The organism is Hyphomicrobium sp. (genome assembly GCF_035572195.1).
Taxonomy (GTDB): domain Bacteria; phylum Pseudomonadota; class Alphaproteobacteria; order Rhizobiales; family Hyphomicrobiaceae; genus Hyphomicrobium_B.
Genome location: NZ_DATNBA010000111.1, coordinates 1 through 23,965 on the forward strand (window position 1 = coordinate 1; position 23,965 = coordinate 23,965).

The 23,965-nt window shown below is 61.8% G+C and carries 23 protein-coding genes; 13 read left to right on the forward strand and 10 right to left on the reverse strand.

Annotated elements, in window-relative coordinates:
- From VN623_RS09065 to VN623_RS09075, 3 genes are all read left to right on the forward strand, one after another.
- Positions 1 to 468: sensor histidine kinase (locus tag VN623_RS09065; RefSeq protein ID WP_325570270.1), on the forward strand; the 468-nt coding region annotated here is incomplete at its 5' end.
- A gap of 208 nt (positions 469 to 676) precedes the next feature.
- Entirely contained in the window at positions 677 to 820 is a 144-nt protein-coding gene (locus VN623_RS09070; RefSeq protein WP_325570271.1) for a hypothetical protein, read from the forward strand.
- Entirely contained in the window at positions 813 to 1,337 is a 525-nt protein-coding gene (locus tag VN623_RS09075) for a hypothetical protein (RefSeq protein ID WP_325570273.1), read from the forward strand. Before VN623_RS09070 ends, VN623_RS09075 begins: the two co-directional genes overlap by 8 nt.
- Positions 1,338 to 1,366: 29 nt before the next feature.
- Here VN623_RS09075 and glpD read toward each other — a convergent pair whose 3' ends face one another.
- Positions 1,367 to 2,854, reverse strand: a complete 1,488-nt coding sequence (gene glpD, locus VN623_RS09080; RefSeq protein ID WP_325570275.1) for a glycerol-3-phosphate dehydrogenase — start codon at positions 2,852 to 2,854, stop codon at positions 1,367 to 1,369.
- A 43-nt stretch (positions 2,855 to 2,897) separates the two neighbouring features.
- Positions 2,898 to 4,850 carry a sodium/substrate symporter small subunit gene (locus tag VN623_RS09085; RefSeq protein ID WP_325570277.1) on the reverse strand — a complete coding sequence of 651 codons (1,953 nt, stop codon included), beginning with the start codon at positions 4,848 to 4,850 and terminating at the stop codon, positions 2,898 to 2,900.
- Positions 4,851 to 5,475: 625 nt separating this feature from the next.
- On the opposite strand from VN623_RS09085, the gene coaBC reads away from it, so the two are divergent.
- The 4 genes from coaBC to VN623_RS09105 all read left to right on the forward strand — a co-directional run bounded on the left by coaBC (position 5,476) and on the right by VN623_RS09105 (position 9,280).
- Positions 5,476 to 6,717: a bifunctional phosphopantothenoylcysteine decarboxylase/phosphopantothenate--cysteine ligase CoaBC gene (gene coaBC / locus VN623_RS09090; protein ID WP_325570278.1), complete on the forward strand. Its 1,242-nt coding sequence runs from the start codon at positions 5,476 to 5,478 to the stop codon at positions 6,715 to 6,717.
- Complete coding sequence (gene dut / locus VN623_RS09095) at positions 6,714 to 7,289, forward strand: dUTP diphosphatase (protein WP_325570280.1); 576 nt, start codon at positions 6,714 to 6,716, stop codon at positions 7,287 to 7,289. Before coaBC ends, dut begins: the two co-directional genes overlap by 4 nt.
- A gap of 136 nt (positions 7,290 to 7,425) precedes the next feature.
- Entirely contained in the window at positions 7,426 to 8,424 is a 999-nt protein-coding gene (gene cysK / locus VN623_RS09100) for a cysteine synthase A (protein ID WP_325570282.1), read from the forward strand.
- Between the two features lie 19 nt (positions 8,425 to 8,443).
- Positions 8,444 to 9,280 (forward strand): HesA/MoeB/ThiF family protein, encoded by an 837-nt coding sequence (locus VN623_RS09105; protein WP_325570284.1) that lies wholly within the window; start codon positions 8,444 to 8,446, stop codon positions 9,278 to 9,280.
- 39 nt (positions 9,281 to 9,319) lie between these two features.
- Here VN623_RS09105 and VN623_RS09110 read toward each other — a convergent pair whose 3' ends face one another.
- Positions 9,320 to 10,318, reverse strand: coding sequence for a D-glycerate dehydrogenase (locus VN623_RS09110; protein WP_325570286.1), 999 nt, complete (start codon positions 10,316 to 10,318; stop codon positions 9,320 to 9,322).
- A gap of 162 nt (positions 10,319 to 10,480) precedes the next feature.
- Between VN623_RS09110 and VN623_RS09115 the strand changes: the two genes are divergently transcribed.
- Positions 10,481 to 11,104, forward strand: a complete 624-nt coding sequence (locus VN623_RS09115) for an SH3 domain-containing protein (protein ID WP_325570288.1) — start codon at positions 10,481 to 10,483, stop codon at positions 11,102 to 11,104.
- A 21-nt stretch (positions 11,105 to 11,125) separates the two neighbouring features.
- Here the strand turns inward: VN623_RS09115 and irrA are convergent, their stop codons facing one another.
- Positions 11,126 to 11,539: an iron response transcriptional regulator IrrA gene (gene irrA, locus VN623_RS09120; RefSeq protein ID WP_325570290.1), complete on the reverse strand. Its 414-nt coding sequence runs from the start codon at positions 11,537 to 11,539 to the stop codon at positions 11,126 to 11,128.
- A gap of 298 nt (positions 11,540 to 11,837) precedes the next feature.
- Here irrA and fabA point away from each other — a divergent pair, with 298 nt between their 5' ends.
- From fabA to VN623_RS09145, 5 genes are all read left to right on the forward strand, one after another.
- The gene (gene fabA / locus VN623_RS09125) at positions 11,838 to 12,362 is read left to right on the forward strand and encodes a 3-hydroxyacyl-[acyl-carrier-protein] dehydratase FabA (protein ID WP_325570292.1); all 525 of its coding nucleotides are present in this window, start codon (positions 11,838 to 11,840) and stop codon (positions 12,360 to 12,362) included.
- 64 nt (positions 12,363 to 12,426) lie between these two features.
- Positions 12,427 to 13,659: a beta-ketoacyl-ACP synthase I gene (gene fabB, locus VN623_RS09130; protein WP_325570294.1), complete on the forward strand. Its 1,233-nt coding sequence runs from the start codon at positions 12,427 to 12,429 to the stop codon at positions 13,657 to 13,659.
- Positions 13,660 to 13,793: 134 nt separating this feature from the next.
- On the forward strand, positions 13,794 to 14,663 hold the full coding sequence (gene fabI, locus VN623_RS09135) for an enoyl-ACP reductase FabI (RefSeq protein WP_325570296.1): 870 nt from the start codon (positions 13,794 to 13,796) through the stop codon (positions 14,661 to 14,663).
- 51 nt (positions 14,664 to 14,714) lie between these two features.
- On the forward strand, positions 14,715 to 15,560 hold the full coding sequence (locus VN623_RS09140; RefSeq protein WP_325570298.1) for a glutamate racemase: 846 nt from the start codon (positions 14,715 to 14,717) through the stop codon (positions 15,558 to 15,560).
- A gap of 170 nt (positions 15,561 to 15,730) precedes the next feature.
- Positions 15,731 to 15,994 (forward strand): hypothetical protein, encoded by a 264-nt coding sequence (locus VN623_RS09145; protein WP_325570300.1) that lies wholly within the window; start codon positions 15,731 to 15,733, stop codon positions 15,992 to 15,994.
- Positions 15,995 to 16,127: 133 nt separating this feature from the next.
- On the opposite strand, the gene pnp is transcribed toward VN623_RS09145, so the two are convergent.
- From pnp to VN623_RS09175, 6 genes are all read right to left on the reverse strand, one after another.
- Positions 16,128 to 18,329 carry a polyribonucleotide nucleotidyltransferase gene (gene pnp, locus VN623_RS09150; RefSeq protein ID WP_325570302.1) on the reverse strand — a complete coding sequence of 734 codons (2,202 nt, stop codon included), beginning with the start codon at positions 18,327 to 18,329 and terminating at the stop codon, positions 16,128 to 16,130.
- A gap of 175 nt (positions 18,330 to 18,504) precedes the next feature.
- Complete coding sequence (gene rpsO, locus VN623_RS09155) at positions 18,505 to 18,786, reverse strand: 30S ribosomal protein S15 (RefSeq protein WP_325570304.1); 282 nt, start codon at positions 18,784 to 18,786, stop codon at positions 18,505 to 18,507.
- A gap of 206 nt (positions 18,787 to 18,992) precedes the next feature.
- Positions 18,993 to 19,913, reverse strand: coding sequence for a tRNA pseudouridine(55) synthase TruB (truB, locus tag VN623_RS09160; protein WP_325570307.1), 921 nt, complete (start codon positions 19,911 to 19,913; stop codon positions 18,993 to 18,995).
- A 46-nt stretch (positions 19,914 to 19,959) separates the two neighbouring features.
- On the reverse strand, positions 19,960 to 20,361 hold the full coding sequence (gene rbfA / locus VN623_RS09165) for a 30S ribosome-binding factor RbfA (RefSeq protein WP_325570309.1): 402 nt from the start codon (positions 20,359 to 20,361) through the stop codon (positions 19,960 to 19,962).
- 156 nt (positions 20,362 to 20,517) lie between these two features.
- Complete coding sequence (gene infB / locus VN623_RS09170) at positions 20,518 to 23,247, reverse strand: translation initiation factor IF-2 (protein WP_325570311.1); 2,730 nt, start codon at positions 23,245 to 23,247, stop codon at positions 20,518 to 20,520.
- An 11-nt stretch (positions 23,248 to 23,258) separates the two neighbouring features.
- The gene (locus VN623_RS09175) at positions 23,259 to 23,960 is read right to left on the reverse strand and encodes an RNA-binding protein (protein ID WP_325570313.1); all 702 of its coding nucleotides are present in this window, start codon (positions 23,958 to 23,960) and stop codon (positions 23,259 to 23,261) included.
- Positions 23,961 to 23,965 lie beyond the last annotated feature (5 nt).

Here is a 23,965-nt window from a genome sequence, read left to right on the forward strand (position 1 = left end):
ATCGCCCTCGATCTCAACGCGATCGTGAAACGCACGGTATCGAGCGTCCAGGCGTTGGCCGAATTGCACGGGTTGGCGCTTGTCTTCGATGCCGGCGACGGCCGTCCGCACATTGTCGCCAATCCGACGGCGATGCGGCAAATCCTGCTCAACCTGCTGACCAACGCCATCAAGTTCACGCCGCGCGGCGGCGACGTTCGCGTCGCAACCGGTCATATCAAGGACGGCCGAATCTTTCTCGTCGTTCGCGACACAGGTTGCGGCATGAACGGCAAGACCCACGCGGATTCCGCGGTCACTGTATCCGACGGCGTTTCCGAGCCGTGGGCGCATGGACATGGCATCGGTCTGCCACTCGTGCAGCGGCTCGTGCGCGAGATGGGCGCCAACATCGAGATCGATAGCGCTCCCGGAAAGGGCACGGTTGTGCTGATCGCCTTCGGCGGCTCTACGCGCTCATCTGCATGAACAAGATCGCGATGATCGCCGGCGTCTGCTTTCCGCTCTAGCTAGTTGAAAATTATAAAAATTCTAATGTGAGCGCCGCGACCTGCTGACGGTTGACCAGCGCCTCGTGCTCAGGCTAGCTCAAGCGACGGTGCCGCCGCGGCACCCCGCGCCACGAACGGGCGTCAACCGATACCGGGGCCTTGAACCTCGATTATTGGAGCAGAAAATGAATGACTTTCCGCGCGCGCACTATCGCGCAAATCACTACCATTCCATCGCCAGTGCCGCTCGCGCTTCGTCCTATTCGGCCGAAGGCGCCGCCAGCTTCGTCTGCGAATACATGAGAACGGAGGCACGCCACAATGGCTGATCCGATTTCGAATTTCAGAAGCGAGCATCACGGACCGACCGCCAAGATCGTTCCGCTTCCGGCACGTGCGCCGGAAAGGCTCGTCGGTGTTGGCTTCCGCTGTTGGCTCGCAGGACTTTCGACGGGCGACATCAAGTGTTGGGAAGACGCCTGGAACACGTTTTCAGGCATGCTCGGGCCTGAGCACGCCAAAGCGCTACTGCTCGATCTTTCAAAATTCGTTCGCGCCGTGAAAGCCAACACGCATCGCGACATCGAAATCTCGCCGGCCGGTTGCCGGAGCTTTTGCCGCGACGAATGCCTCGCGATCTCGATCATCGCCGCCTGTCAGCACGACGAGCGCCAAGCGTTGACGGCGTCGGCATCGGCACTGATCGGCTCGGAAGACATCGGCGATACGCTGAACGGCGCCCAGGCTCTAGCAACCGCTTTGCGCCAGGCAAACCAATTGCTCTGCGCTGAATCAGTATGCCCGGCAACGTGCGCGCTGCGCGCTCGACGCCGCCGGTTGATGTAGGGGGAAGCACGGCCTGCATCAGACTTTGCCTAGATACGCCCCAATGCATCTTCGGCGCGCTGACGCTCATCCGGCGCAAGATGCAGGCCCGCTTTCGTTCGCCGCCAAAGAATATCATCTGCCGTTTGCGCCCACTCTTCGGCCTTGAGATACGCGATCTCGCGGGCACTGAGACCCACGCCGAAATTTTCGCCTAGATCCCGTTCTGTCGTTGCCTCCGCGATGATCCGCGACGAGCGCGTTCCGTATCGGCGCGCGAGGCGGCGAAGATAGCCCTTATTAAATCCGTGATTGCGCCGAGCGAAGTCGTCGAACCATGTGTCGAAGGTCCGGCCGTCGAGATCGCCGCCCGGCAGCGGCGTCGTCGCTGTCGTCCCCTGCCGCATTGGCACGAGGTGAGGCTCAAGCAGCTTCAGCGCCGCTTCCGCGAGCTTGCGGTACGTCGTGATCTTCCCCCCGATGACGTGAAGTATGGGCGGCGTAGTGCCTGCCTCGAGCTCGAGCCGGTAATCCCGGCTGACGGCTGACGCGCTCTCACTGCCGTCATCGTCGAGCGGCCGAACGCCGGCAAAGCTCCAGACGATCTGATCCGGCGTCAACGGTGCGCGGAAATAACGGCTGGCGATGTCGAGCAGATAAGTTTCTTCTTCCTTCTCGACACGCGCTGCACGCGGGCTTCCGAACTGGGGCCGCTCGGTCGTGCCGATCAGCGTGAAATTTTCCTCGAACGGCAACGCGAAGACGACGCGACCGTCGCGATGCTGAAACGTGTAGCCGTCATCGGCGCCGGTTATGCGCGGCACAACGATGTGGCTGCCTTTCACCAGCCTGACTGTTGGAGGAGAAGCGCGACGCGGGCTCGACACGAGCCGCGCCACGTCGCCGACCCACGGGCCCGCCGCGTTGACTATGGCGCGCGCCCTGACGCGGCGCTCCTCGGTGCCCAGCCTCACCACCCAAAGACCGCCGTCGACGCTCAACTCGCGAACGGGCGTGCGTGTCACTATCAGCGCTCCCGCCTCGCGCGCCGCGATGGCGTTGAGCACGACGAGCCGCGCGTCATCGACCCAGCAGTCCCAATACGAAAATCCATGCTGCAAGTCGGAAGCGAGCGGTGCCCCGGCGGGATCGCGACGAAGGTCGAGGGCTCGCGACCGGTCTAACGTCTTTCGTGACGCCAAATGGTCGTAGAGAAAAAGTCCGGCGCGCAGCAGCGCTCGCGGCCGCATGCCGGCAATGTGCGGCAGGATAAATCGCATCGGCCAAATGATATGCGGAGCCTTCGCGAGCAGGACCTCGCGCTCAGCCAGCGCTTCCCGGACGAGGCGAAGCTCAAAATGCTCGAGATAGCGGAGGCCGCCGTGGATCAGCTTCGAACTTGCCGACGACGTCGCGCCGGCCAGGTCTTCAGCCTCGGCCAGGAGCACGCTCAAGCCGCGCGCCGAAGCGTCCGCAGCGATGCCGGTGCCGTTGATGCCGCCGCCGATCACGACCAGATCGTAAATCTCGTCCGGCATCCGTGAGATCGCCCCGCGCACCGCGTCGCCCGTTACCTCAAGTCTAGGCGACTCGTCCGTCTGTGCGAAGTCTCACATGCTCGAGACTTCGCCGCCCGTGTTTCGATATGATGCTGCCGACGATCCCGGCAACGATCCCGGCGGGCACCGCTAGAAGCACGACTGCCGCCGGTTTGAGTCCACACCAATTGGCGATTTCCGCAGCGTGGAGCTTCAGCACCGCGGCCGCCGCGGCCTGGGCCGGTGGATCGGTGGCCGCTTGCAGCACAGCGTCAAGATCGGCGAATTGCTTCAGCGCCCCGGGCGCCGCGTCCGACAGCCCTCCTGAAATGCGGAAGAATTCGACCGGCCATAGATGCACGCCCAGCAGATAGAGCGCCGCGATCGAAGAGCCGACGAGCATCGCGGCGACGCCGCCCGTCGCGGTCATGCCGCGCCAATGCAGGCCAAGGATGAGAGCGGGGAAAATCCCGGCAGCGAGAAGTGCGAATCCCTCGGCCGCGAGAAGGCCCGAGCCGTTCGATGCGATCGACGCGATGATCGCCGCGACGGCCAGCAAAGCGACGCCCAGCGTCGATGAGCGAAAGTCGAGCCCCATTGGCTCGGGAGAGCGGTTCATCCGAACCTCTGCGTCGGCAGCGACCATACCGGCGATGAGGGCATTGCCGGCAAGCAGCGCCGCGAGCAACACGGCGAGCAACAGAGTATATTGCGCGTATCGATTTAGACCGGATATCTGCGGCGCTGCGACGACGAAACCGTCGGTCGTGAAGGCAATATCCTGAAGCCTGAGAAAGCCGCGTTGTCCCGAGACCTTGGCGCAGGCAGCGGCAAGGTCGGCGGCCGTGCCGGAATTTTGATCGCAAATCTTCACCCATCCCAGCGCACTCGCATCGGCGAGCGACTGCGGAATCGCGGCAGTCTCAATGCCCTTCAAAACCGCCTGCTCGACGCCGATGCGGCTGTAGACGGCAAGCGGCGGCAGGCTGATGGCGACGAGCGCAACCGCGGCGAGAGCGCAAGCGGTCCGCCGCACGGCCCCACCCGGCGCCACTACGGATTGCGAAACGTGTCGGCCTAGAAGGTGCGGAGCCGCCACGATGCCGAGCGCGACGGCAAGCAGCAAACCGGCGAAATTCCGCATCGAGAGCTGCAGGAACGGCGAGGCCATTGGCGTCAGCGACTTCACATCCGAAAATCGATTGATGACCAACGACTGATTGAGTTTTGCGTGATCCTGTAGCGCACCGCCGAGAGTCAGGTGCGGCAGGACCGAACCGCCAAAAGCAAACGCCAGCGCAAAGAGCGTGGCGAGAAGCCCGAGGAGGACCAACGCGAAGCTCAGCCCCGCAGCCTTTCTGGAAGCAATGAAATTGCCGGCAATCCAGGTGGCGCCTATCGCCAGGGCGAGAGCAAGAACTGCTCCGGGCTCCACGAATTTCATCAGGCTTTGCAGGGCGTGCGCACCGGCCTTCAGATCTGCGGCGAGCAGAAGCACAGTGGCAGCCGACGTAATCAAAAGCGCCAGCCTACGCGTCGCGCCGCCGCCGTAGCGAACGGCGAAGAAACCACTTATTGATCGAACCGGATAAAGCACGAAGCGAGGCGCCACGACGATCGCCAGCAACGCCATCCCCGCCACCAACCCGAGCGGCAATGCCAACCCATCATAGCCGAGCGCCGCGATATAGCCGGTGAAGCCGATAATCGTAACGGCGCCTGTCGCCTCTCCGGCGAAAACGAGCGCCGGCCGCAATCCTTCTCCCGTCGCCTGCCCACCAGCTCGCCGTGCGTAGGCGATGGCGAGCAGAGCCAAGCCGATAAGTGCGCCCTGCGCCGCGATCCAAAACCCGAAGGGAAATCCTGCGACGTGAAAGACGTTGAGCGTCAGAGCCGAGAGCGGCAACGCCAGCGCCACAACAAGCCAGATCGCGAGGCTCGCCAGCGTCAGGCGGCGCGATGGCCTGCTTGCTCCTTCGATGTCCCCCTCGCCCATCCCTTTGCCTCTCCACGCTGTCGTCGTCGCGCGCTGCGGCGTTATTGCCTTCAGAAAGGCGTTCCGATCAAGGCATCGCGAGATTTGGCAAGCCGTATTGACTGGGCACTGTCGGAAAAATGTCCGGTCCCCTAGGGACGACCTCCCTTTTTCGCTGTCGCCAAACACGGCCGCGCAAATTTAAAACGGCAGACCGGCTTTGCTTGGGATGAAATGGAAAGGGGCGGCGCTGTTCGCACCACCCCGATCGTTTCGTCCCTAGACTTGGACCTTTATTGATTTTTTTTTCGCGTCTGCGACCGGTCCGACCGTCGCAAGCGGGCGCACCATGAACTATCAGCAAGTCTGCGTCAAGTCACCGCGCGACATAAAAAATTCCGTCATGGAGCGCTCAAAAACTGCACAACTCGGATTGCTCTCGGTGATGCATTTTACCGCAGTCTCGCCGTTCGATGTCGAGCCGCTTGCGACCTCATGGACCCATCGTATTAGGCTGCCTCGGCGGCTCACGAGGCCACGCCTTCGCGCGCCTTTAGGTCCTTAACCTCCCGCGTCGAGGACCCATCGCGCGGCCCCTGTGTGTGGTACAGTCCTGCCATGTCTCGATGCCCCGAGTGTTAAAGATTTGTCATCGACAAAGCGCATCCTTCTGATCATCGGCGGCGGCATTGCCGCCTACAAGTGCCTGGACCTGATCCGGCGCTTGAGAGAGCGCGGCCATCACGTGCGCGTCGTGATGACGAAGGCCGCGCATCAGTTCGTGACGCCGCTTTCCGTCGCAGCATTGACGAACGAAAGGGTATTCACCGATCTCTTCGACTTGGATGACGAACGCGAGATCGGCCACATCCGGCTGGCGCGCGATGCCGATCTCATCATAGTCGCGCCCGCAACAGCCGACCTCATCGCACGCATGGCCGGCGGTCATGCCGACGACCTCGCGACCGCCGTTCTGCTTGCGACGGACAAGACCGTTCTGGTTGCGCCGGCAATGAACCCGCGCATGTGGCTCAATCCGGCAACACGGCGCAACGTCGTGCAGCTTCAGCTGGACGGCATTCGCTTCATCGGTCCCGCTCACGGCGAAATGGCCGAACGAGGGGAAAGCGGGCCCGGACGCCTCGTCGAGGTTCCCGATCTCATCGCTGCAATCGAAACCGCAATGGCTCCTCTAGGTGCCGAACAAGGACCACTTGCGGGCCGGCACGTCGTCATCACCAGCGGCCCGACGCACGAGCCGATCGACCCCGTCCGCTACCTTGCAAACCGCTCATCGGGGAAGCAGGGCCACGAACTCGCTGTCGCTGCCGCCCGCCTCGGCGCCCGCGTGACACTCGTCACGGGACCCGTCTCGCTTGCAGATCCCAGCAGCATCGGCGTCCGCGTTGTCCGTGTCGTCACCGCCGCGGAAATGCTTGAAGCCGTGAAGGCGGCACTGCCCGCCGATATCGCAATATTTGCAGCTGCGGTCGCCGATTGGCGCGTCACCGCGCCCAACGCCAGCAAGATCAAAAAATCATCCGCCGGAGGGCCACCGGCTCTGACCCTCACCGAAAATCCCGACATCCTCAAAACGATCGCGCAACTGACGAAGAACCGCCCGCCTATCGTCATCGGCTTCGCGGCCGAGACGCAGGACGTGCTGGCGTACGCCAAGAAGAAATTGAAATCGAAGGGTGCCGACTGGATAGTCGCCAACGACGTGTCGCCCGCGAGCGGCGTCATGGGTGGCGATCGCAACACCGTGCATGTCCTCACGAGCGGCGGCGTCGAAAGCTGGCCTGAGATGAGCAAGACCGATGTGGCGCGGAAAATCCTCGAACGCGCGGCTGAGCAATTGATTGCGAGACGGGCAGCCGCCGAATGACCCGGCGCGATGTTGCGAAAATCAAGATCAAGGTTCGCCGCCTGGAGCACGCCGAAGGCTTGCCGCTTCCGGCTTATCAATCATCCGGCGCGGCCGGATTCGACCTCGTCGCGGCCGTCCCGGCGGACAGCCCGGTGGTCCTCGCTCCCGGCGGCCGGGGGCTCGTGCCGACAGGCCTCATCTTTGAATTGCCGCCTGGCAGCGAAGCCCAGGTGCGACCGCGCTCCGGTCTCGCTGTGAAATTTGGCGTCACGGTCTTGAACAGCCCTGGCACGATCGACGCTGATTACCGCGGTGAGATCGCAGTCATTCTCGTTAATCTTGGTGACGCGCCGTTTGTCGTCAACCGCGGCGAGCGGATTGCCCAGGTGATCGTCGCCCCCGTGACGCGTGTCGCATTGCGCCAAACGAATAAACTCTCGGCGACGGTTCGCAGTACCGGCGGTTTCGGGTCCACAGGAACCGGCACCACACCATCCTTCACAAAAACCAAGAAAAAGGACATTGTCCCCAATCGCACCAAGCGTAGGCAGACGAAATCCCCAAGTCCCCGCAAGACGCCGGGCCGCTAAGCAATAGAACTGCAAAGCTTATCAGCCCCCAATTCAAGCAACCCGCCTCTTGAGGCCCGCGCGCGAACCTGCGAAAAGCCACGTCGATCTATTCAATCAGCAAGCGTCGAAGCTCCAGAGATGAAACGGACCGGCCATGACAAAAACTGAAATCAAAACCCTTGCCGCTACCAAAACCTGGGGTCGCGGTCGCGTCTACGACAGCATCGCAGAAACCATAGGTCACACGCCGCTCGTGCGACTTTCGAGGATCAAGGCGCAGGCGAACCTCAAAGCCGACATCCTGCTGAAACTCGAATTCTTCAATCCGCTGTCGTCGGTCAAAGATCGCATCGGCGTGGCGATGATCGACGTGCTCGAAGCCGAGGGCCGCATTACTCCCGGCAAAACCGTTCTCATCGAGCCGACCTCCGGCAACACCGGCATTGGCTTGGCATTCGTCGCCGCGTCACGCGGCTATCGTCTCATACTCGTCATGCCGGACACGATGTCTATGGAGCGTCGGAAAATCCTGACCCATCTCGGCGCCGAGTTGGAATTGACGCCCGGACCCGGCGGCATGCCGGTTGCTTTGGCGCGCGCCGAAGAGTTGGCGAAATCGTTCCCCGACGCAGTCATTCCGGGCCAGTTCGATAACCCGGCAAATCCGCTCGTTCACGAATTGACGACGGCTGAAGAGATCTTCAACGACACGAAAGGCAAGATCGACGCCGTCGTGGTCGGCGTCGGCACCGGCGGCACGTTGACCGGCTGCGGTCGCCTGCTGAAGAAGCGCGTACCCGGGATAAAGATCATCGCCGTCGAACCGGCCACGAGTGCTGTCATTTCAGGCCAGCCCAAAGGCCCGCACAAAATCCAGGGTCTCGGCGCCGGCTTCATTCCAGGGAACCTCGATGTCAGCTTTATCGACGAGGTCGTCACGGTATCGAACGACGTCTCGTTCGAGGTCTCGCGGATGGTCGCCAAGCTTGAAGGTATTCCCGGCGGCATTTCGACCGGAGCCAATGTTGCGGCGTCCATCACGGTTGCCCAGAGGCCCGAATATGCAGGCAAGACCATCGTGACATTTGCGCCGTCGTCCGCCGAGCGCTATTTTTCGAGCGAGCTTTTCGTCGAACCACAACCGAAGAGCTGAAGCTCTAGGAAGCAAGGCAATGGTGACACTGACGGCTGACGAGGTGGAGCGCTACAAGCGCCACCTTGTGCTGCGCGACGTCGGCGCACCGGGTCAGCAGAAGTTGAAGGCGGCGCGCGTCCTCGTCGTCGGCGCGGGCGGGCTCGGTTCGCCCGTCCTGATGTACCTGGCGGCGGCGGGTGTCGGAACCATCGGCGTTATCGACGACGATCGGGTCGCGATCGACAATCTGCAGCGCCAGATCGCGCATCGCGAAGAAGACGTCGGGCGGCTGAAAGTCGAGAGCGCACGGGACGCGGTCGCGCGCATCAACCCGCTCGTCAATGTCGAGACGATCACCGAGCGCCTCGAGCCCGCGAACGCGCTGGACATCATTGGCCGTTACGACATCGTCGCCGACGGAACGGATAACTTCGCCGCGCGCTACCTCGTTTCCGATGCCTGCTATCTCACGAAACGGCCGCTGGCCTATGCCGCGCTCGGGTCGTTCGACGGTTACGTGTCGCTTTTCAAACCGCACGAGACCGATGCAGGCGGGGTGCCCTATCCGACGCTGCGCTGTGTATTCCCGGAACCGCCGCCGCAGGGCCTTGTCGCCAACTGCGCGGAGGCCGGCGTTCTCGGGCCTGTCGCCGGCGTCGTCGGCACCTTGCAAGCGACCGAGGTCGTCAAGGAAATCCTTGGCCTAGGGGAAAGCTTGGCCGGGCGGCTGCTGATCTACGACGCGCTGGCGTGCCGGTTCGAAATTGTAACCGTCGCCTGGGACCCAGAAAATCCGCTCTCCGGACGAACACCGTCGATTACGGATCTCTCGGTTCATCAGTCCGCTGGGGCACGCTCCTGCGCGGCGGAATAGCCGCGAGCCGTCGCGCCCTGCAATTCACTAACCCGACGCTCAGAGCATCGCGGGATGCACGCGATCGGGCGGCGCGTGGCCGTCCGCAAAGGCCTTGATGTTGATGATGACCTTCTCGCCCATGTCGACGCGGCCCTCGATCGTCGCCGAACTCATGTGCGGCAATGCGATCACCCTATCCGATGCGAGGAGCCGCGGATTGACGGCAGGCTCGCGCTCGAACACGTCGAGACCGGCACCGGCAATCGCGCCGGTTTCCAGCAGCCTCGCCAGTTCGTTCTCGTCGATGACTTCGCCGCGCGCCGTGTTGACGACATAGGCCGTCGGCTTCAGCAGTTTCAGCCGTCGCGCCGAAAGCAGGTGATACGTCGCCGGCGTATGCGGACAATTCACCGAAACGATATCGACCCGCGTCAGCATCTGATCGAGGCTTTCCCAGTAGGTCGCCTCAAGCTCTTCCTCGACCTCTTCGAGCACGCGACGGCGGTTGTGATAATGGATCTGAAGCCCGAACGCTTTGGCGCGCCGCGCCACGGCTTGGCCGATGCGGCCCATACCAATGATGCCGAGTCGCTTGCCGAATATCCGCCGACCGAGCATCCATGTTGGCGACCAGCCGGACCATTTCGTCGATGGATCGCGCATGTACGCGGCACCTTCGGCGAGACGGCGCGGCACGGCGAGGATGAGTGCCATCGTCATGTCGGCGGTATCTTCGGTCAGCACGCCCGGTGTGTTGGTCACCAGGATGCCGCGGTTGCGCGCCGTATCGAGATCGACGTTGTCGACGCCCGTGCCGAAGTTGGCGATCAGCCTTAGTTTCGGCCCGGCCTGCGTGAGCACGGCGCGGTCGATACGATCGGTGACCGTTGGAACCAGAACATCGGCGATCCTGACGGCTTCGATAAGCTGAGCTTGCGTCATCGGCTTGTCATCGACATTCAGTCGGGCATCGAACAGCTCGCACATGCGCGTTTCGACGACGTCTGGGAGCTTGCGGGTGACGATAACAACAGGCTTCTTCTGTGGCGTCGGCATTCGTATTCCGTTGCAGAGGGATAGAGCGGTTTTCCACCCTTTGGGATGTGTCCGCTTGAGAATGTGCGGCCCCGTGTCTATCAGATGGCCATTACGAAGACAAAGTGATGATTGATTTGCTAGTGCGCGGGGCGAATCCATCGTTCGCGCGTCGATGACCGGATGATAGATCTCGCAGTGCTTCAGATGAAAGCATCGATATTCTCCCGCTTCAGGCTGGTTTTGGCCGGACGACGGGCCAAGCCGTTGCTGGCGTTCCTGTACCTCGCTGCCGTTTCCGCGGCGGCGCTACTGGTGCCGCCTGTCATCGCCGAGACACCTGCCGGCAGGCCCGCCGCAGTCGGAAGCGGGTTGCCTGTACCCCGGTTCGTCAGCCTCAAATCCGATCGCGTCAACTTAAGAAACGGGCCCGGCACCGACTATCCTACGGGTTGGGTCTACCGTCGAGCCGGCCTGCCGCTCGAGGTGGTCAAGGAATTCGAGGGCTGGCGCCAGGTACGCGATGCCGAAGGCGTCACGGGATGGGTCCTGCAGTCGTTTCTCTCAGGCAGGCGTACCGCCCTCGTGCTGCCGTGGGAGCGCAAATCCGGAGCGCCGCCGCCGCTCGTGCCCATTCTGGAGAGCGACAGCACGCACTCAAACATCGTTGCTAACGTCGAAGCCGGCGTCATAGCCGATCTGCATACCTGCGACGGCCGCTGGTGCCGCGTCACAGTCGATCAGTACAGCGGCTATATCGAGCAGAAAAAATTGTGGGGCGTCTATGAAGGCGAAGCGCTCAAATAGCACCGCCGTATGGCACCAAGCTTAGCTCTTGGATACCCGAACGACGACGTCGACGTGGGTGATCTTCATCCCGTCAGGTGGCTCAGGCAGGCCTTCCACCCGGATCGCATCGCCGGGGATGTCCATGAGATCGCCCGTCGTCTCAAGTAAAAAATGATTGTGATTCGATGTGTTGGTGTCGAAATAAGCCTTCGAGCCTTCGATCGCCAGTTCGCGAACCAGCCCGGCGCGTTTGAACTGGTGCAAAGTGTTGTACACGGTCGCGAGCGAAACGTGCTCGCCGAGCGCCGTCACCTCCGCATGCAACTGTTCCGCCGTGATATGACGGTCGCCGCTCTCGAACAGGAGACGGCCAAGCGTCAAGCGCTGCCGCGTCGGGCGCAGGTTTGCCTGACGTAGCATCTCCGGTACGGTGGCGGTTGGCCTCATGGCCATATCGGGCGGCGATCTTTCAGGCATTTCCGTTCATACGCTTGTCTTGATAGTTTCGCGTTAAGGCACACCTATCGAAGCAGCCGCAACGCTCTGATGCAGTGAACTATAGTCTGACGCCGAAAAAGCCGCAACTAATGCGAGAATTCAGGATTTCAGGCGATTAACGGGCTGTCGATCGCTATGCCCGCCATGCTAGGCGCGGCGTCAGGGGTGTGTTAGGACGCCCGCTGATGCGGGTGCGACCCGGAGTTTTAATGTGAATGAGCATCACGTGGTCGGCCGCGAGACGAGGGACTGCATGCCGGAACGTCGTTCTAGCTTCGAATTTGAAGATCTGTTGACCTGCGCACGCGGCGAATTGTTCGGCCCGGGCAACGCCCAGCTGCCGCTCCCGCCGATGCTGATGGTCGATCGAATCGCGTCGATTTCTGAAACCGGTGGCGTTCACGGCAAAGGGCAGATCGTCGCCGAGCTGAAAGTCGCCGGAAACGAGCGTCTCGACTGGTTGTTCGCCTGTCACTTCAAGGGCGACCCGGTAATGCCCGGCTGTCTGGGTCTCGATGCGCTCTGGCAATTGACGGGATTCTTTCTTGGCTGGCTCGGATTGACGGGCCAAGGCCGCGCCTCTGGTGTCGGCGAGGTCAAGTTCACGCGCGAAGTCACGCCGGACGTGAAACTGCTTGAATACGTCATCGACGTGAAACGCGTCATCGCGCGGAAGTTGAAGCTTGCCGAGGCCGACGGAGTCCTGAAAGCCGACGGCGAAGTGATATACACAGCCAAGGACTTGAGAGTGCTACTCAAGTCGAGCGAAGGTACCTAAGCGTGGCGGCTTAGCCCCACTGCCTCAACGGCCTACGGGACAAATCGCGGGAGACAAGGAGCGCATGCGGCGCGTCGTTGTGACTGGAATGGGCGTCGTGTCCTCGATCGGGAACAATGCCCAGGAAGTACTTGCCTCATTGAGAGAGGCAAAGTCGGGCATTTCGCGCGCCGATAAGTACGCGGAACTTGGATTCAAGTGTCAGGTGCATGGCGCTCCCAACATCGAGTGGGAGACCATGGTTCCGAGGAAGCCGAAGCGCTTCATGAACCCTGGCGTCGGCTGGAATTGGATCGCGATGGATCAGGCGATCCGCGACGCGGGCCTGGAATCCTCCGACGTCATCAACCCACGCTCCGGTGTTATTCTGGGCTCCGGCGGGCCTTCAACCCGCGCCATCGTCGAAGCCGCGGAAACAACGATTAAATCCGGCGGCCCGAAAAAGATCGGACCGTTCGAGGTGCCGAAGGGCATGTGCTCTGGCCCCTCGGCGGCGCTTGCGACGGCCTTCCAGATCAAGGGCGTCAACTACTCGATTTCATCAGCCTGCGCGACCAGCGCGCACTGCATTGGCAACGCCACGGAGTTGATCCAGTGGGGCAAGCAGGATGTCATGTTCGCTGGCGGCTGCGAGGAACTCGACTGGACGCTGTCAGACCTTTTCGACGCGATGGGTGCGATGTCGACGCATTTCAACGCCACGCCGGCGAAGGCGAGCCGGGCTTATGACAAAGACCGCGACGGCTTCGTGATCGCCGGTGGCGCCGGCGTCATCGTGTTGGAAGAACTCGAACACGCCAAGGCCCGTGGCGCCAAGATCTACGGCGAAGTCAAAGGCTACGCCGCCACATCCGATGGCTACGACATGGTGGCGCCATCGGGCGAAGGCGCGGAACGCTGCATGAAGCTGGCACTTGAAGGCTTCGACGGCAAAGGTCTGCCCAAAATCGACTACATCAATCCGCATGGGACCAGCACCGGCGTCGGCGACGCCAAGGAAATCGAAGCCATCCGCGCCGTATTCGGCAGCAGCGTGCCCCCAATCTCGGCGACCAAGTCATTGACGGGTCACTCTCTCGGCGCCATCGGCGTCCAGGAGGCGATTTTCTCGCTGCTTATGATGAACAATGGCTTTATTTGTGAAAGTGCCAACATCGACGAGCTCGATCCGGCCTTTGCCGATATGCCGATTGCCCTTAGTCGTATCGACAACGCCGACCTTAACTGTGTGATGTCGAACAGCTTCGGTTTCGGCGGCACCAATGCCACTCTGATCTTCAGCCGGCACGATGGTTAGCTGACGGAACAAATCATAACCGTCGCCGGGCCTTACTGAACGACAGACGGTCAATGAGTATGCGAGTTTACAAGCGCGGTTCCGGCTGGTTTGACGTACGCGGACGTGCATTTGGTGAAAAAGCGAGGCTTCCAATGACGGACATCGATATCGCAAAGCCAGGTCCCTTGATGGCGGGAAAGCGCGGTCTCGTGATGGGCGTCGCCAACGAGAGATCGATCGCCTGGGGTATCGCGCGCGTACTCGCGGGCCAGGGCGCAGAACTCGCGTTTACCTATCAAGGCGGCGCTTTTGGCCGCCGCGCAGTTCCGCTAGCTCAATCGCTCGGCTCCAAAATCATCGAGGAATGCAACGTCCTCGATCTCCCAAGTGTCGATAACACCTTCAATCGCATCAAGGAGGAGTGGGGCAGTCTCGACTTCGTCGTCCACGCTCTCGCGTATTCCGATCCCAAGGAGCTAGCGGGACGCTACGCCGACACCACGCGCGACAACTTCATCAATTCCATGGTGATCTCGTGCTTTTCCTTCACCGAAATTGCCAAGCGCGCCGCCGACCTGATGCCGAATGGTGGTTCGCTGATAACTCTCTCGTACGGCGGAGCGACCCGGTGGGTACCGTCATACAACGTTATGGGAGTCGCCAAGGCCGCGCTCGAAGCCTCCGTCCGCTATCTCGCGGCTGACCTCGGGCCGCAGGGCATCCGCGTCAACGCTCTTTCTGCAGGGCCGATGCGTACGCTCTCCGGAGCCGGCGTTTCAGATGCGCGCGTCATCTTCAACTATCAGCGCGAAAACGCGCCGCTCAAGCGCACGCCGACATTGGATGACGTCGGTGGCTCGGCTCTCTATCTCCTTTCGCCGTTGTCCGGCGCCGTCACCGGTGAGGTTCATTTCGTCGACTGCGGTTATAACACCGTGTCGATGCCGACACTGCAGAGCTTGAAAGAGCACGATGCCGAGGGCAAAACCCCAAGCAGATCTCCGTCCGAAGCGGCAGAGTGACCCTCCTGAGGGCGTTGACGTCCGCCGCCCGGCATCGCAAACACTCGGTCCATGATCGGCGTTTTTGATTCTGGCCTCGGCGGACTTACCGTTCTGCGCGCCCTCGTCGAGCGGTACAGAACCGTCGACTTCGTCTACCTCTCTGACCATGCGCACGTGCCCTACGGCAACCGGCCATCGGAAGAGATCGTCGATTATACGCGCGTCTGTGTCGAAGACCTGTTCGCGCGCGGCGCCAAGCTGGCGCTACTCGGTTGCAACACGGCGACGTCGGTAGCGCTGCGTCGTCTGCAACAACAGTGGCTGCCGAAAAGCCGCTGGGCTGGCACGCATAACGTGCTGGGCATTGTCGCCCCGACCGTCGAGGCCGCAACCCAAACACCGTGGGCGGTAGCGTCGCCGCAATATCCGCAGAAGAACAACACCGACACCATCGCCGTCTTCGGGACGGCACGAACGATAGCGTCGGGCGTCTACACGGAAGAAATCCGCAAACGCTGTCCGAAGGTCACCGTCGTCCAGCAAGTCTGCTCGGAGCTCGTCGGCGCGATCGAAAACAAACGTCCCGAAAGTGAACTCGACGCTCTTGTGCGCGAAGGGGTCGAAACGCTGCTAACGGCCACAAACCCGACGCTGCCGCACCGGGCGATCCTTGGATGCACACACTTTCCACTTGTCGAGCATCTCTTCCGCAAGCACCTGCCGCCGTTCACCCGCATTCTTTCGCAGCCCGAGGTTGTGTCCGATAGCTTCGAGGACTATCTCACGCGGCGGCCGCAGTACGTGAACGGCGACGAGGACGGGACGCTGACGCTGCTGACCACGGGCGATCCGCTCGATGTCAGCAACAAGGCCCGCGTTTTCTGGCACGACGTGCCGGCTTTCGCGAAGGCCTGAGACGCACGCACTGCTGATAGGCTTCTGCGTCTCGCGCATCCGTGTTGCCGTTGGACCACGGCCACAATTGAGCGCTTGGCGCTGACAATCGGCCTTTGTTACTTTGTCTCCGTTTCAGCAAACACTGGGGGTTTGCCTCCAGAAATTACGGGGAAAAGGAGTAAGGCCAAATGAATTTGAAATTGTCGCTTGCCGGCGCCGCGCTCGCCGCTGGGGTTTTATTCGCGACGATGCCGGCCATGGCAGCAAATATAGGATCATTCGGCGCCTTGAACGAAGTGGGCGCCGCACAACCCTCTCCCGTGCAGAAGACGTGGGGCTGGCACCGCACTTGCCGGCGCGGCCTTAACGGCTGGCACAAACACGTCAAAGGCATCGGTCGCGTGCAGTGCACGAACCACGTTTGCAAACGCGGCAAATGCCGCTGGTTCTGATCCTCTTCACGTCATGGCCGGGCTTGACCCGGCCATCCAGGACCACACGTGACGGGCGATGACGATGCCAAAGAAAAGGCCACCGGATCCTGCGATCCGATGGCTTTTTTCGTCTCAGTAATAACGAAGCGACTTAGCGATCGCGACGCGGACCGCCGCGGCCACCGCCACGCGCGCCTTCGCGGCGCGGCGGACGGCTTTCGAAGACCTCTTCCGGCTCGCCTTCGGCGCGCGGAATTTCCTGGCCCGTCGTTTGATCGACGATCTTCATCGACAGCCGCGTTTTGCCGCGATCGTCAAAGCCCAAGAGCTTGACGTAAACCTCTTGGCCTTCCTGCACGACTTCGCCGACCGTCGCCGGCCTGCCGGAAGAAAGCTGCGAGATGTGTACAAGGCCGTCCTTCGCGCCGAAGAAGTTCACGAACGCGCCGAACTCCATGATCTTCACGACCTTGCCCTTGTAGACCTGGCCGACTTCGGGCTCCGACGTGATGCCGCGGATGCGGGCAAGCGCCTTGTCGATGCTCTCGCGGTTTGCCGATGCGATCTTCACCGTGCCGTCATCCTCGATATCGATCTTGGCACCCGATTCCGCGACGATCTCGCGGATGACCGAACCGCCCGAACCGATGACTTCACGGATCTTGTCGGTCGGGATCTTGATCGTCTCGATACGTGGCGCGTATTCGCCGAGTTCCTCGCGCGCCCCGGTAAGGGCCTTCGACATTTCGTTGAGGATGTGCAGACGCCCGTTATGCGCCTGCTCAAGCGCAACGCGCATGATCTCTTCGGTGATGCCGGTGATCTTGATGTCCATCTGCAACGCGGTTACGCCGTTGGCGGTGCCCGCGACCTTGAAGTCCATGTCGCCGAGGTGATCTTCATCGCCGAGGATGTCTGTCAGGACGGCGAAATCATCACCTTCCTTGATCAAACCCATCGCGATACCCGCAACCGGCGACTTCAGCGGCACGCCCGCGTCCATCAACGCAAGCGATGAACCGCAAACCGTCGCCATCGACGAGGAGCCGTTCGACTCGGTGATCTCCGAGACGATGCGAAGCGTGTAGGGGAATTCCTCCTGCGTCGGCAGCATCGGACGGATCGCGCGCCATGCGAGCTTACCGTGACCGATTTCGCGGCGGCCCGGCGAGCCCATGCGGCCGACTTCACCGACGGAATACGGAGGGAAGTTGTAGTGGAGCAGGAAGCGCTCTTTCCTCGTGCCTTCGAGGCTGTCGACGTATTGCTCGTCTTCGCCCGTGCCGAGCGTCGCAACGACCAGCGCCTGCGTCTCGCCGCGCGTGAAGAGCGCCGAGCCGTGCGTGCGCGCCAGAACGCGAACTTCGGAAAGGATCGGACGCACCGTCTTCAGGTCGCGGCCGTCGATGCGCAGCTTCGTCTTAAGGACGTCGCCGCGCATGATATCCATTTCAAGCGCTTTGAAGGCGTCCGAAAGCAGCACCTTCTCATTCGGGTCGTCGGCAGGAATGGCAATGCCTTCGGCCAAAGCCTTCTTCGCAGCGCTGACGAGGTCCTGACGCTTGCCCTTTTCCTTCGTCGAGAAAGCTTCCTTCAAAGTCTTCTCGGCGATCCTCTTGACGTCGGCGGCGTACTTCGCCTTGTCGGGGATTTTGATATCCCACGGCTCCTTCGCTGCCTTCTCGGCAAGCTTGATGATCGCTTGGATGACCGGCTGCATATGCTTGTGACCGAACATTACGGCTTCGAGCATCTGCGACTCGGGCAATTCCTTGGCTTCCGATTCGACCATCATCACAGCGTCGAGAGTGCCGGCGACGACGAGATCGAGAGCGCTGTCCTTCATCTCGTCGACCATCGGGTTCAGCACGAACTCGCCATTGATGACGCCGACGCGCGCTGCGCCGATGGGACCGAGAAACGGCAGGCCCGAGAGGGTCAACGCCGCGGAAGCCGCGACCAGCCCGAGAATATCCGGATCGTTTTCGAGATCATGCGACAGGACCGTCACGACGACCTGTGTCTCGTTCTTGAAGCCTTCGACGAACAATGGGCGGATCGGACGGTCGATGAGGCGCGACGTCAGCGTCTCTTTTTCGGTCGGACGGCCTTCACGCTTGAAATAGCCGCCGGGAATTTTGCCTGCAGCGTAGGTGCGTTCCTGGTAATTCACGGTCAGGGGGAAAAAATCGATGCCGGGCTTCGCGGAGCGCGCCCCGACGACGGTCGCGAGAACGGTCGTATCACCATATTGGGCCAAGACGGCCGCATCGGCTTGGCGGGCATAACGGCCCGTCTCGAGCTTCAGCTTGCGGCCACCCCAGTCAATTTCGACTCGATGGATGTCAAACATGTTCAATCTTTCGTTTTTGCTTTTCTGTCGGTCGGACATGCTCGCCGGCCTCATGCCGGGCGAGCGCTTATTGCGCCGGCACGCTACGAGGCGCCGGCGTCTTTGCTGTTGTGATCGTATGCTTGCAAGCGGCCATCTGTCGGCCCTGTCTTGAGCGCGATAACGAGCGCGCGACTTAGCGCCGGATGCCGTGCTTCTCGATGATTTTCTGGTAGCGCGCGTTGTCCTTGCTCTTCACATAATCGAGCAGCTGACGGCGCTGGCTGACCATTTTCAACAGACCGCGACGCGAGTGATTGTCTTTCTTGTGCATCTTGAAGTGATCGGTCAGTTCGTTGATGCGATGCGTGAGCACGGCGATCTGAACTTCCGGCGAGCCGGTATCGTTGTCCTTCGTCGCGCTGTCTTTGATAACGGCGGTCTTCGCCACACGCCTGTGTGGTGCGATCTGCGACATCGGTTGCTCCTTTCGAATTGGAGTTTGAAATGAGCGGCCACGGCCGGGATGTCGTCCAGCGGGGTCGCAAATGAAAGCCGCGCGGAACACGAGTTTCCCGCGCGGTCGGCGTACTTATACACGAACCCCCGGCAAACGCGAGTTTGAATTGCCGAGGAATTTAATGCGCTATTTCAGCGCGTTAGACGCCTAGCGAGGCATTTAAATTATCCAAGATTGAAAACCCGTGTCGGGTGCAACGCGCCCTTCGCAAGTTCTCCAAGCGCGATGAGCCGCCCTTTTGACGTCGCGTAGGCGGGGCCCGTGAGAATGGGCGCGTCCCGGCCGCGGATCAGAACAGTCTGGCCGCGCGCCAAACTTGCCGCATCGCTGAGCGACACCAGAAGCTCCGGCAGGTCGGCAAGAGCCGCCTCAACAGGTTGAAGCAGACTCGCAAGCCCATCCCGATCCTCGGAATTAGCCGCAGCCAGAAGTGTCTCCATCGTTACGGCCCGCGGCTCGTCGAACGGACCGACCCTCGTCCGGCGCAATGCGATGACGTGGCCGTAGCAGCCGAGAATGCGACCCATATCACGCGCCAGCGCCCGCACGTACGTACCTTTGCCGCAGCGGGCCTCGAACACGCTCGTCGAAGCGTCGACCATCTCGACGAGCACCAGACTGTCGATGAAGATAGGGCGTGGATCGAGCACGACGGTCTCGCCGCCGCGCGCCAGATCATAGGCGCGTTCACCGGCGACCTTGATCGCCGAATAAGCCGGCGGCACCTGCATGATCTCCCCGTGAAACTGCGGCAGCAGGGCTTCGATGTCGCCACGCTCAGGGCGCTTGTCGCTCGTGTTTGTGACCGTACCTTCGGTGTCGTCGGTATCGGTTTCGCCACCCCAGCGGACAGTGAAGCGATAAGCCTTTTCGCCATCGACTGCGAACGACACGGTCTTCGTGGCTTCGCCGAGCGCGATCGGCAGGATGCCGGTTGCAAGCGGATCGAGCGTGCCGGAATGGCCAGCCTTTTGCGCGTCGAACGCGCGGCGCACCGCGCCGACCGCCTGCGTCGACGTCATATTCGGCGGCTTATCGAGAACCAGCCAGCCGTGGACTGGATTACCCTTCTTGCGTCGTGCCATTGTTTCCTCGACCCTCTTTCCGCTCGGGGAGAGAGGAAGACTTCAATCACTTCTTTTCGATATCCTGGCGGACCTTCGGACTATCGAGTAGGCGATCGATACGCGTCGCCTCCTCGAATGTTTTGTCCTCTTTGAACCGCAAATCCGGCGCGTAGCGCAGGTTCAGCGCCGCGGCAACGGCCGCGCGAAGGTATTTCTTGTTGCGCGCCAGTGCCTCGACGACGGGCTTCACGTCATTGCCGCCAAGAGGCATCACGTAGACCGTCGCGAGCTTGAGATCGGGCGATAGACGCACCTCCGGGATCGTGATGACATGCGACGCGAGTACTTTGTCGTGGAGTTCGCCACGCGCCAGCAATTCCGCAATCCTGTGCCGGATCAATTCGCCAACGCGAAGCATGCGTTGCGTGGGGGCTTTCGCGCCCGACTGCGTCGACTTTCTTGTCATTCTCTTCCCGCCGCGGGATCGGACCGCGTTCGGCCTCTTTAGCTAAAATGAACGACTTCGGCTTGGAGAGCCGGGCGGCCAGGGCCACCGCGGCATGCCGCACTTCGCGGAGCAAGCCCGTGCGATTCTCAGCGCACGGACAGCATGCGTGGGCGGTTATAGGCTCCTTGCGATCGTCTCGACCTGGAAGCACTCGATCTGATCGCCTTCGCGGATATCCTGATAGTTCGCGAAGGACATGCCGCATTCCTGACCCGAAACGACCTCTTTGACGTCGTCCTTGAAGCGCTTCAGGATCGCAAGCGTACCCTCGTGAATGACGACGTTGTCGCGCAACAGGCGAACCTTGGCGCCGCGTTCGACCTTGCCTTCGGTAACCTGGCAGCCCGCGACCTTGCCGAACTTCGAGATGTTGAAGACCTGCTTGATCGTTGCGTAACCGAGGAAGATTTCGCGTTTCGTCGGTGCCAGCAGGCCCGACATCGCGGCCTTCACCTCGTCCACGAGATCGTAGATGATGTTATAATAGCGGATCTCGACGCCCTGGCTGTCGGCGGCCTGTTTTGCCTGCGCGTTGGCGCGAACATTAAAGCCGATCACGATCGCCTTTGAAGCTGCCGCCAGCGCGACGTCGGATTCGGTGATGCCGCCGACGCCCGAATGTACGAGTCGCGCCTCGACCTCGTCGTTGCCGACTTTCTTCAGTGCGCCGACGATCGCCTCGAGCGAGCCCTGCACGTCGCCCTTGACGACGAGCGGGAATTCCTTGCGCCCGGCGTCCTTGAGCTGCTGCATCATCTGCTCGAGCGAGCTCTTGTTGCCGGCTGACCCAAGAGTTTCCCGACGCTTGCGTACCCGGTAATCAGTAATCTCGCGGGCCCGCGCTTCGTTCTCGACGACGGCAAACTGATCGCCCGCTTCCGGAGCCGAATCGAAGCCCAAAACTTCAGTCGGTACCGAAGGACCGGCCTCGTCGATCGGCGCGCCATGATCATCGAGCAGAGCGCGTACACGGCCCCAGGCCGTGCCCGCAACCATGATGTCGCCAACGCGCAGCGTGCCGCGTTGCACGAGGACGGTACCGACAGGACCGCGGCCGCGCTCGAGCTTGGCTTCGATGACGATGCCTTCCGCCGTGCGATGCGGGTTGGCTCGAAGATCCAGAATTTCGGCCTGCAGATGGATCGCTTCCAAAAGCTTGTCGAGATTGGTGCGCTTCAATGCCGAAACCGGCACTTCGAGCGTGTCGCCGCCCATGCTCTCGACGACGATTTCTTGCGACAAGAGATCGGTGCGCACGCGGCCCGGATCGGCCTGCGGCTTGTCGATCTTATTGATCGCAACAATCATCGGAACCTTGGCGGCCTTGGCGTGATTGATCGCCTCGACAGTTTGCGGCATGACGCCGTCGTCGGCGGCGACGACGAGCACAACGATGTCCGTCACCTTCGCACCGCGGGCCCGCATCGCCGTGAAGGCTTCGTGGCCGGGCGTATCGATGAACGTGATCTTGTCGCCGTCCGGCGTCATGACCTGATAGGCGCCGATGTGCTGCGTGATGCCGCCGGCCTCGCCGGACACCACATTCGTCGAGCGTATCGCATCGAGCAGCGATGTCTTGCCGTGGTCGACGTGACCCATAATCGTCACGACAGGAGCGCGGAATTCCAAAGCCGTATCGTCGACATCCTTGTCTCCGACAAAGCCGATTTCGACGTCAGCTTCCGAAACGCGCTTCGGCGTGTGACCGAATTCCTGAACGATCAGCTCGGCGGTATCCGCATCGACGACGTCGGTGATCTTATGCATCGCGCCTTCCCGCATAAGATACTTGATCAGGTCGACGGCGCGTTCCGCCATGCGGTTCGACAGTTCCTGAATGGTGATGGCTTCGGGTATGATCACCTCGCGCGAGATCTTCTCGCGAGGCTGCTGGATACCCATCGCCTTGAGTTTTTCTTTTTCGCGCTTGCGCTTCAGCGAAGCGAGCGAGCGAACCTGCGCTTCCCGATCAAAGTTCGAGATCGTCAGCTTCTGGCGCTGGCGTCCGTCATCGTTGAGCTTCACCGCTGGACGCGGCACCTTCACGCCGCCCGGACCGCGCTTGCGGCTGTCATCTTCTTCCGGCTGTTGGCGCGCGACGACCGGCCGTATCGGCCGGGTCGGCTTCTCGATGGTTGTTGCGTCTGCCGGAGCCGCACCGCGGCGGACTGGTGCCGGGAATTCGATCTCGCGCGGACGGCCTGCCTCGCGCGGCATGTAGGTATTGCCTGCGGGACGCGCCGGGGCTCTTTGGAAGGGCGGACGTGCGCCTTCTCGTGGCGCTCCCGGTCCGGCATCGCGCCGCTCGCGCGATTCCCGTGGCGCGCTATCGCGCGCAGCTGGTGCGGGCGCTGCTGCCGGAGCAGCGGCGGCAGCAGCCGTAGCACTGGCAACGGCTGGTTCGACGTGTTGAGGTTTCGCGTCTTCACCTCGCGTTTGCGGCTCGTGACGAACGGGCTCGAAGCGCACCGTCTCGGCATCGACGCGGCCCGGCTCCTCGGCCCGCGCGGCGGCAAGCGCACGTTCGCGCGCGGCTCGCTCCTCGTTGGAAAGAGTCCGTCCTTGCGGTTGGCTCGTTGCGGGTGCCGCCTGTGCTGGTGGCGCCGGTGGAGCTTTAGCTGCCGGAGCGGCAGTTTCGATCGGTGCCGCGGCCGGAGCCACTTCGGCGCCTTCCGATCCCGGCCCAAGCCTGCGCGTCTTCTTCTTCTCGACGACAACGGACTTGGAGCGCCCGTGGCTGAAGTTCTGTCGCACATGGCCAGACTCGACCGTTCGCTGTAGCGACAGCGGCTTGCGCGCGCCAACGCGTATGGTCTTGTCGGTCTGGTCGTTCGAATCCGTCATGCGTTGTCCGTTCAGCCTTCAAAAACTTCAGAAAAATCGTCGGCGACCTCGGTCGCGAAGCCCCGGTAGCGCGAGAGGCGCTCCGCTTCCTCGAGAAACCGATCCGACAGTCCTCCGGGTGTGAGGGCAGCATGTACCACACTTCCCCGCCCGATGGCCAAGCTCATTTGTGCAATCGTCAGAACATCGACGATCGGCGCTGGAACGCCCCGAGAACCCTGAATTGCCTGATATTTCCGATCGAGCTTAGCTCGCCCGTCAGCCGCGGCATCGGTGCCGTGGAGCACCGCTGCCACGGTAGTTTTCTCGAGTGTTGCAAAAACCTTCTCGAAGCCCGCAACAGCCAAGCCCGCCTTGTTGGCGAGCGACAGCATCGCGCCTACACGCTTAACGATTAACGCGTCGACCCGTTCCGGCAGGTCCTGCGGCGCCTCGGCCTTGGTCTTGAGGCTTTTGGCAAACACTTTGGTGGCGACGGCCCGCTCGACGAGCTTGCGGTCACAGCCAACCCAGACGCCGCGTCCGGGTAGACGCCGTTCGAGGTCCGGGACGACGATACCGTCAGGCGACAGTACAAACCTGATGAGCTGCTTCGGGTCGAGGCATTGACGCGTGACTGCGCACAGGCGTTCGGGACCCGACTCCTGCTCGGCATTTTCGGTCGGAGGCTGATGTTGCCGCTCTACCGTCACGCGCGTTGATTGCCTTTCCACTCATT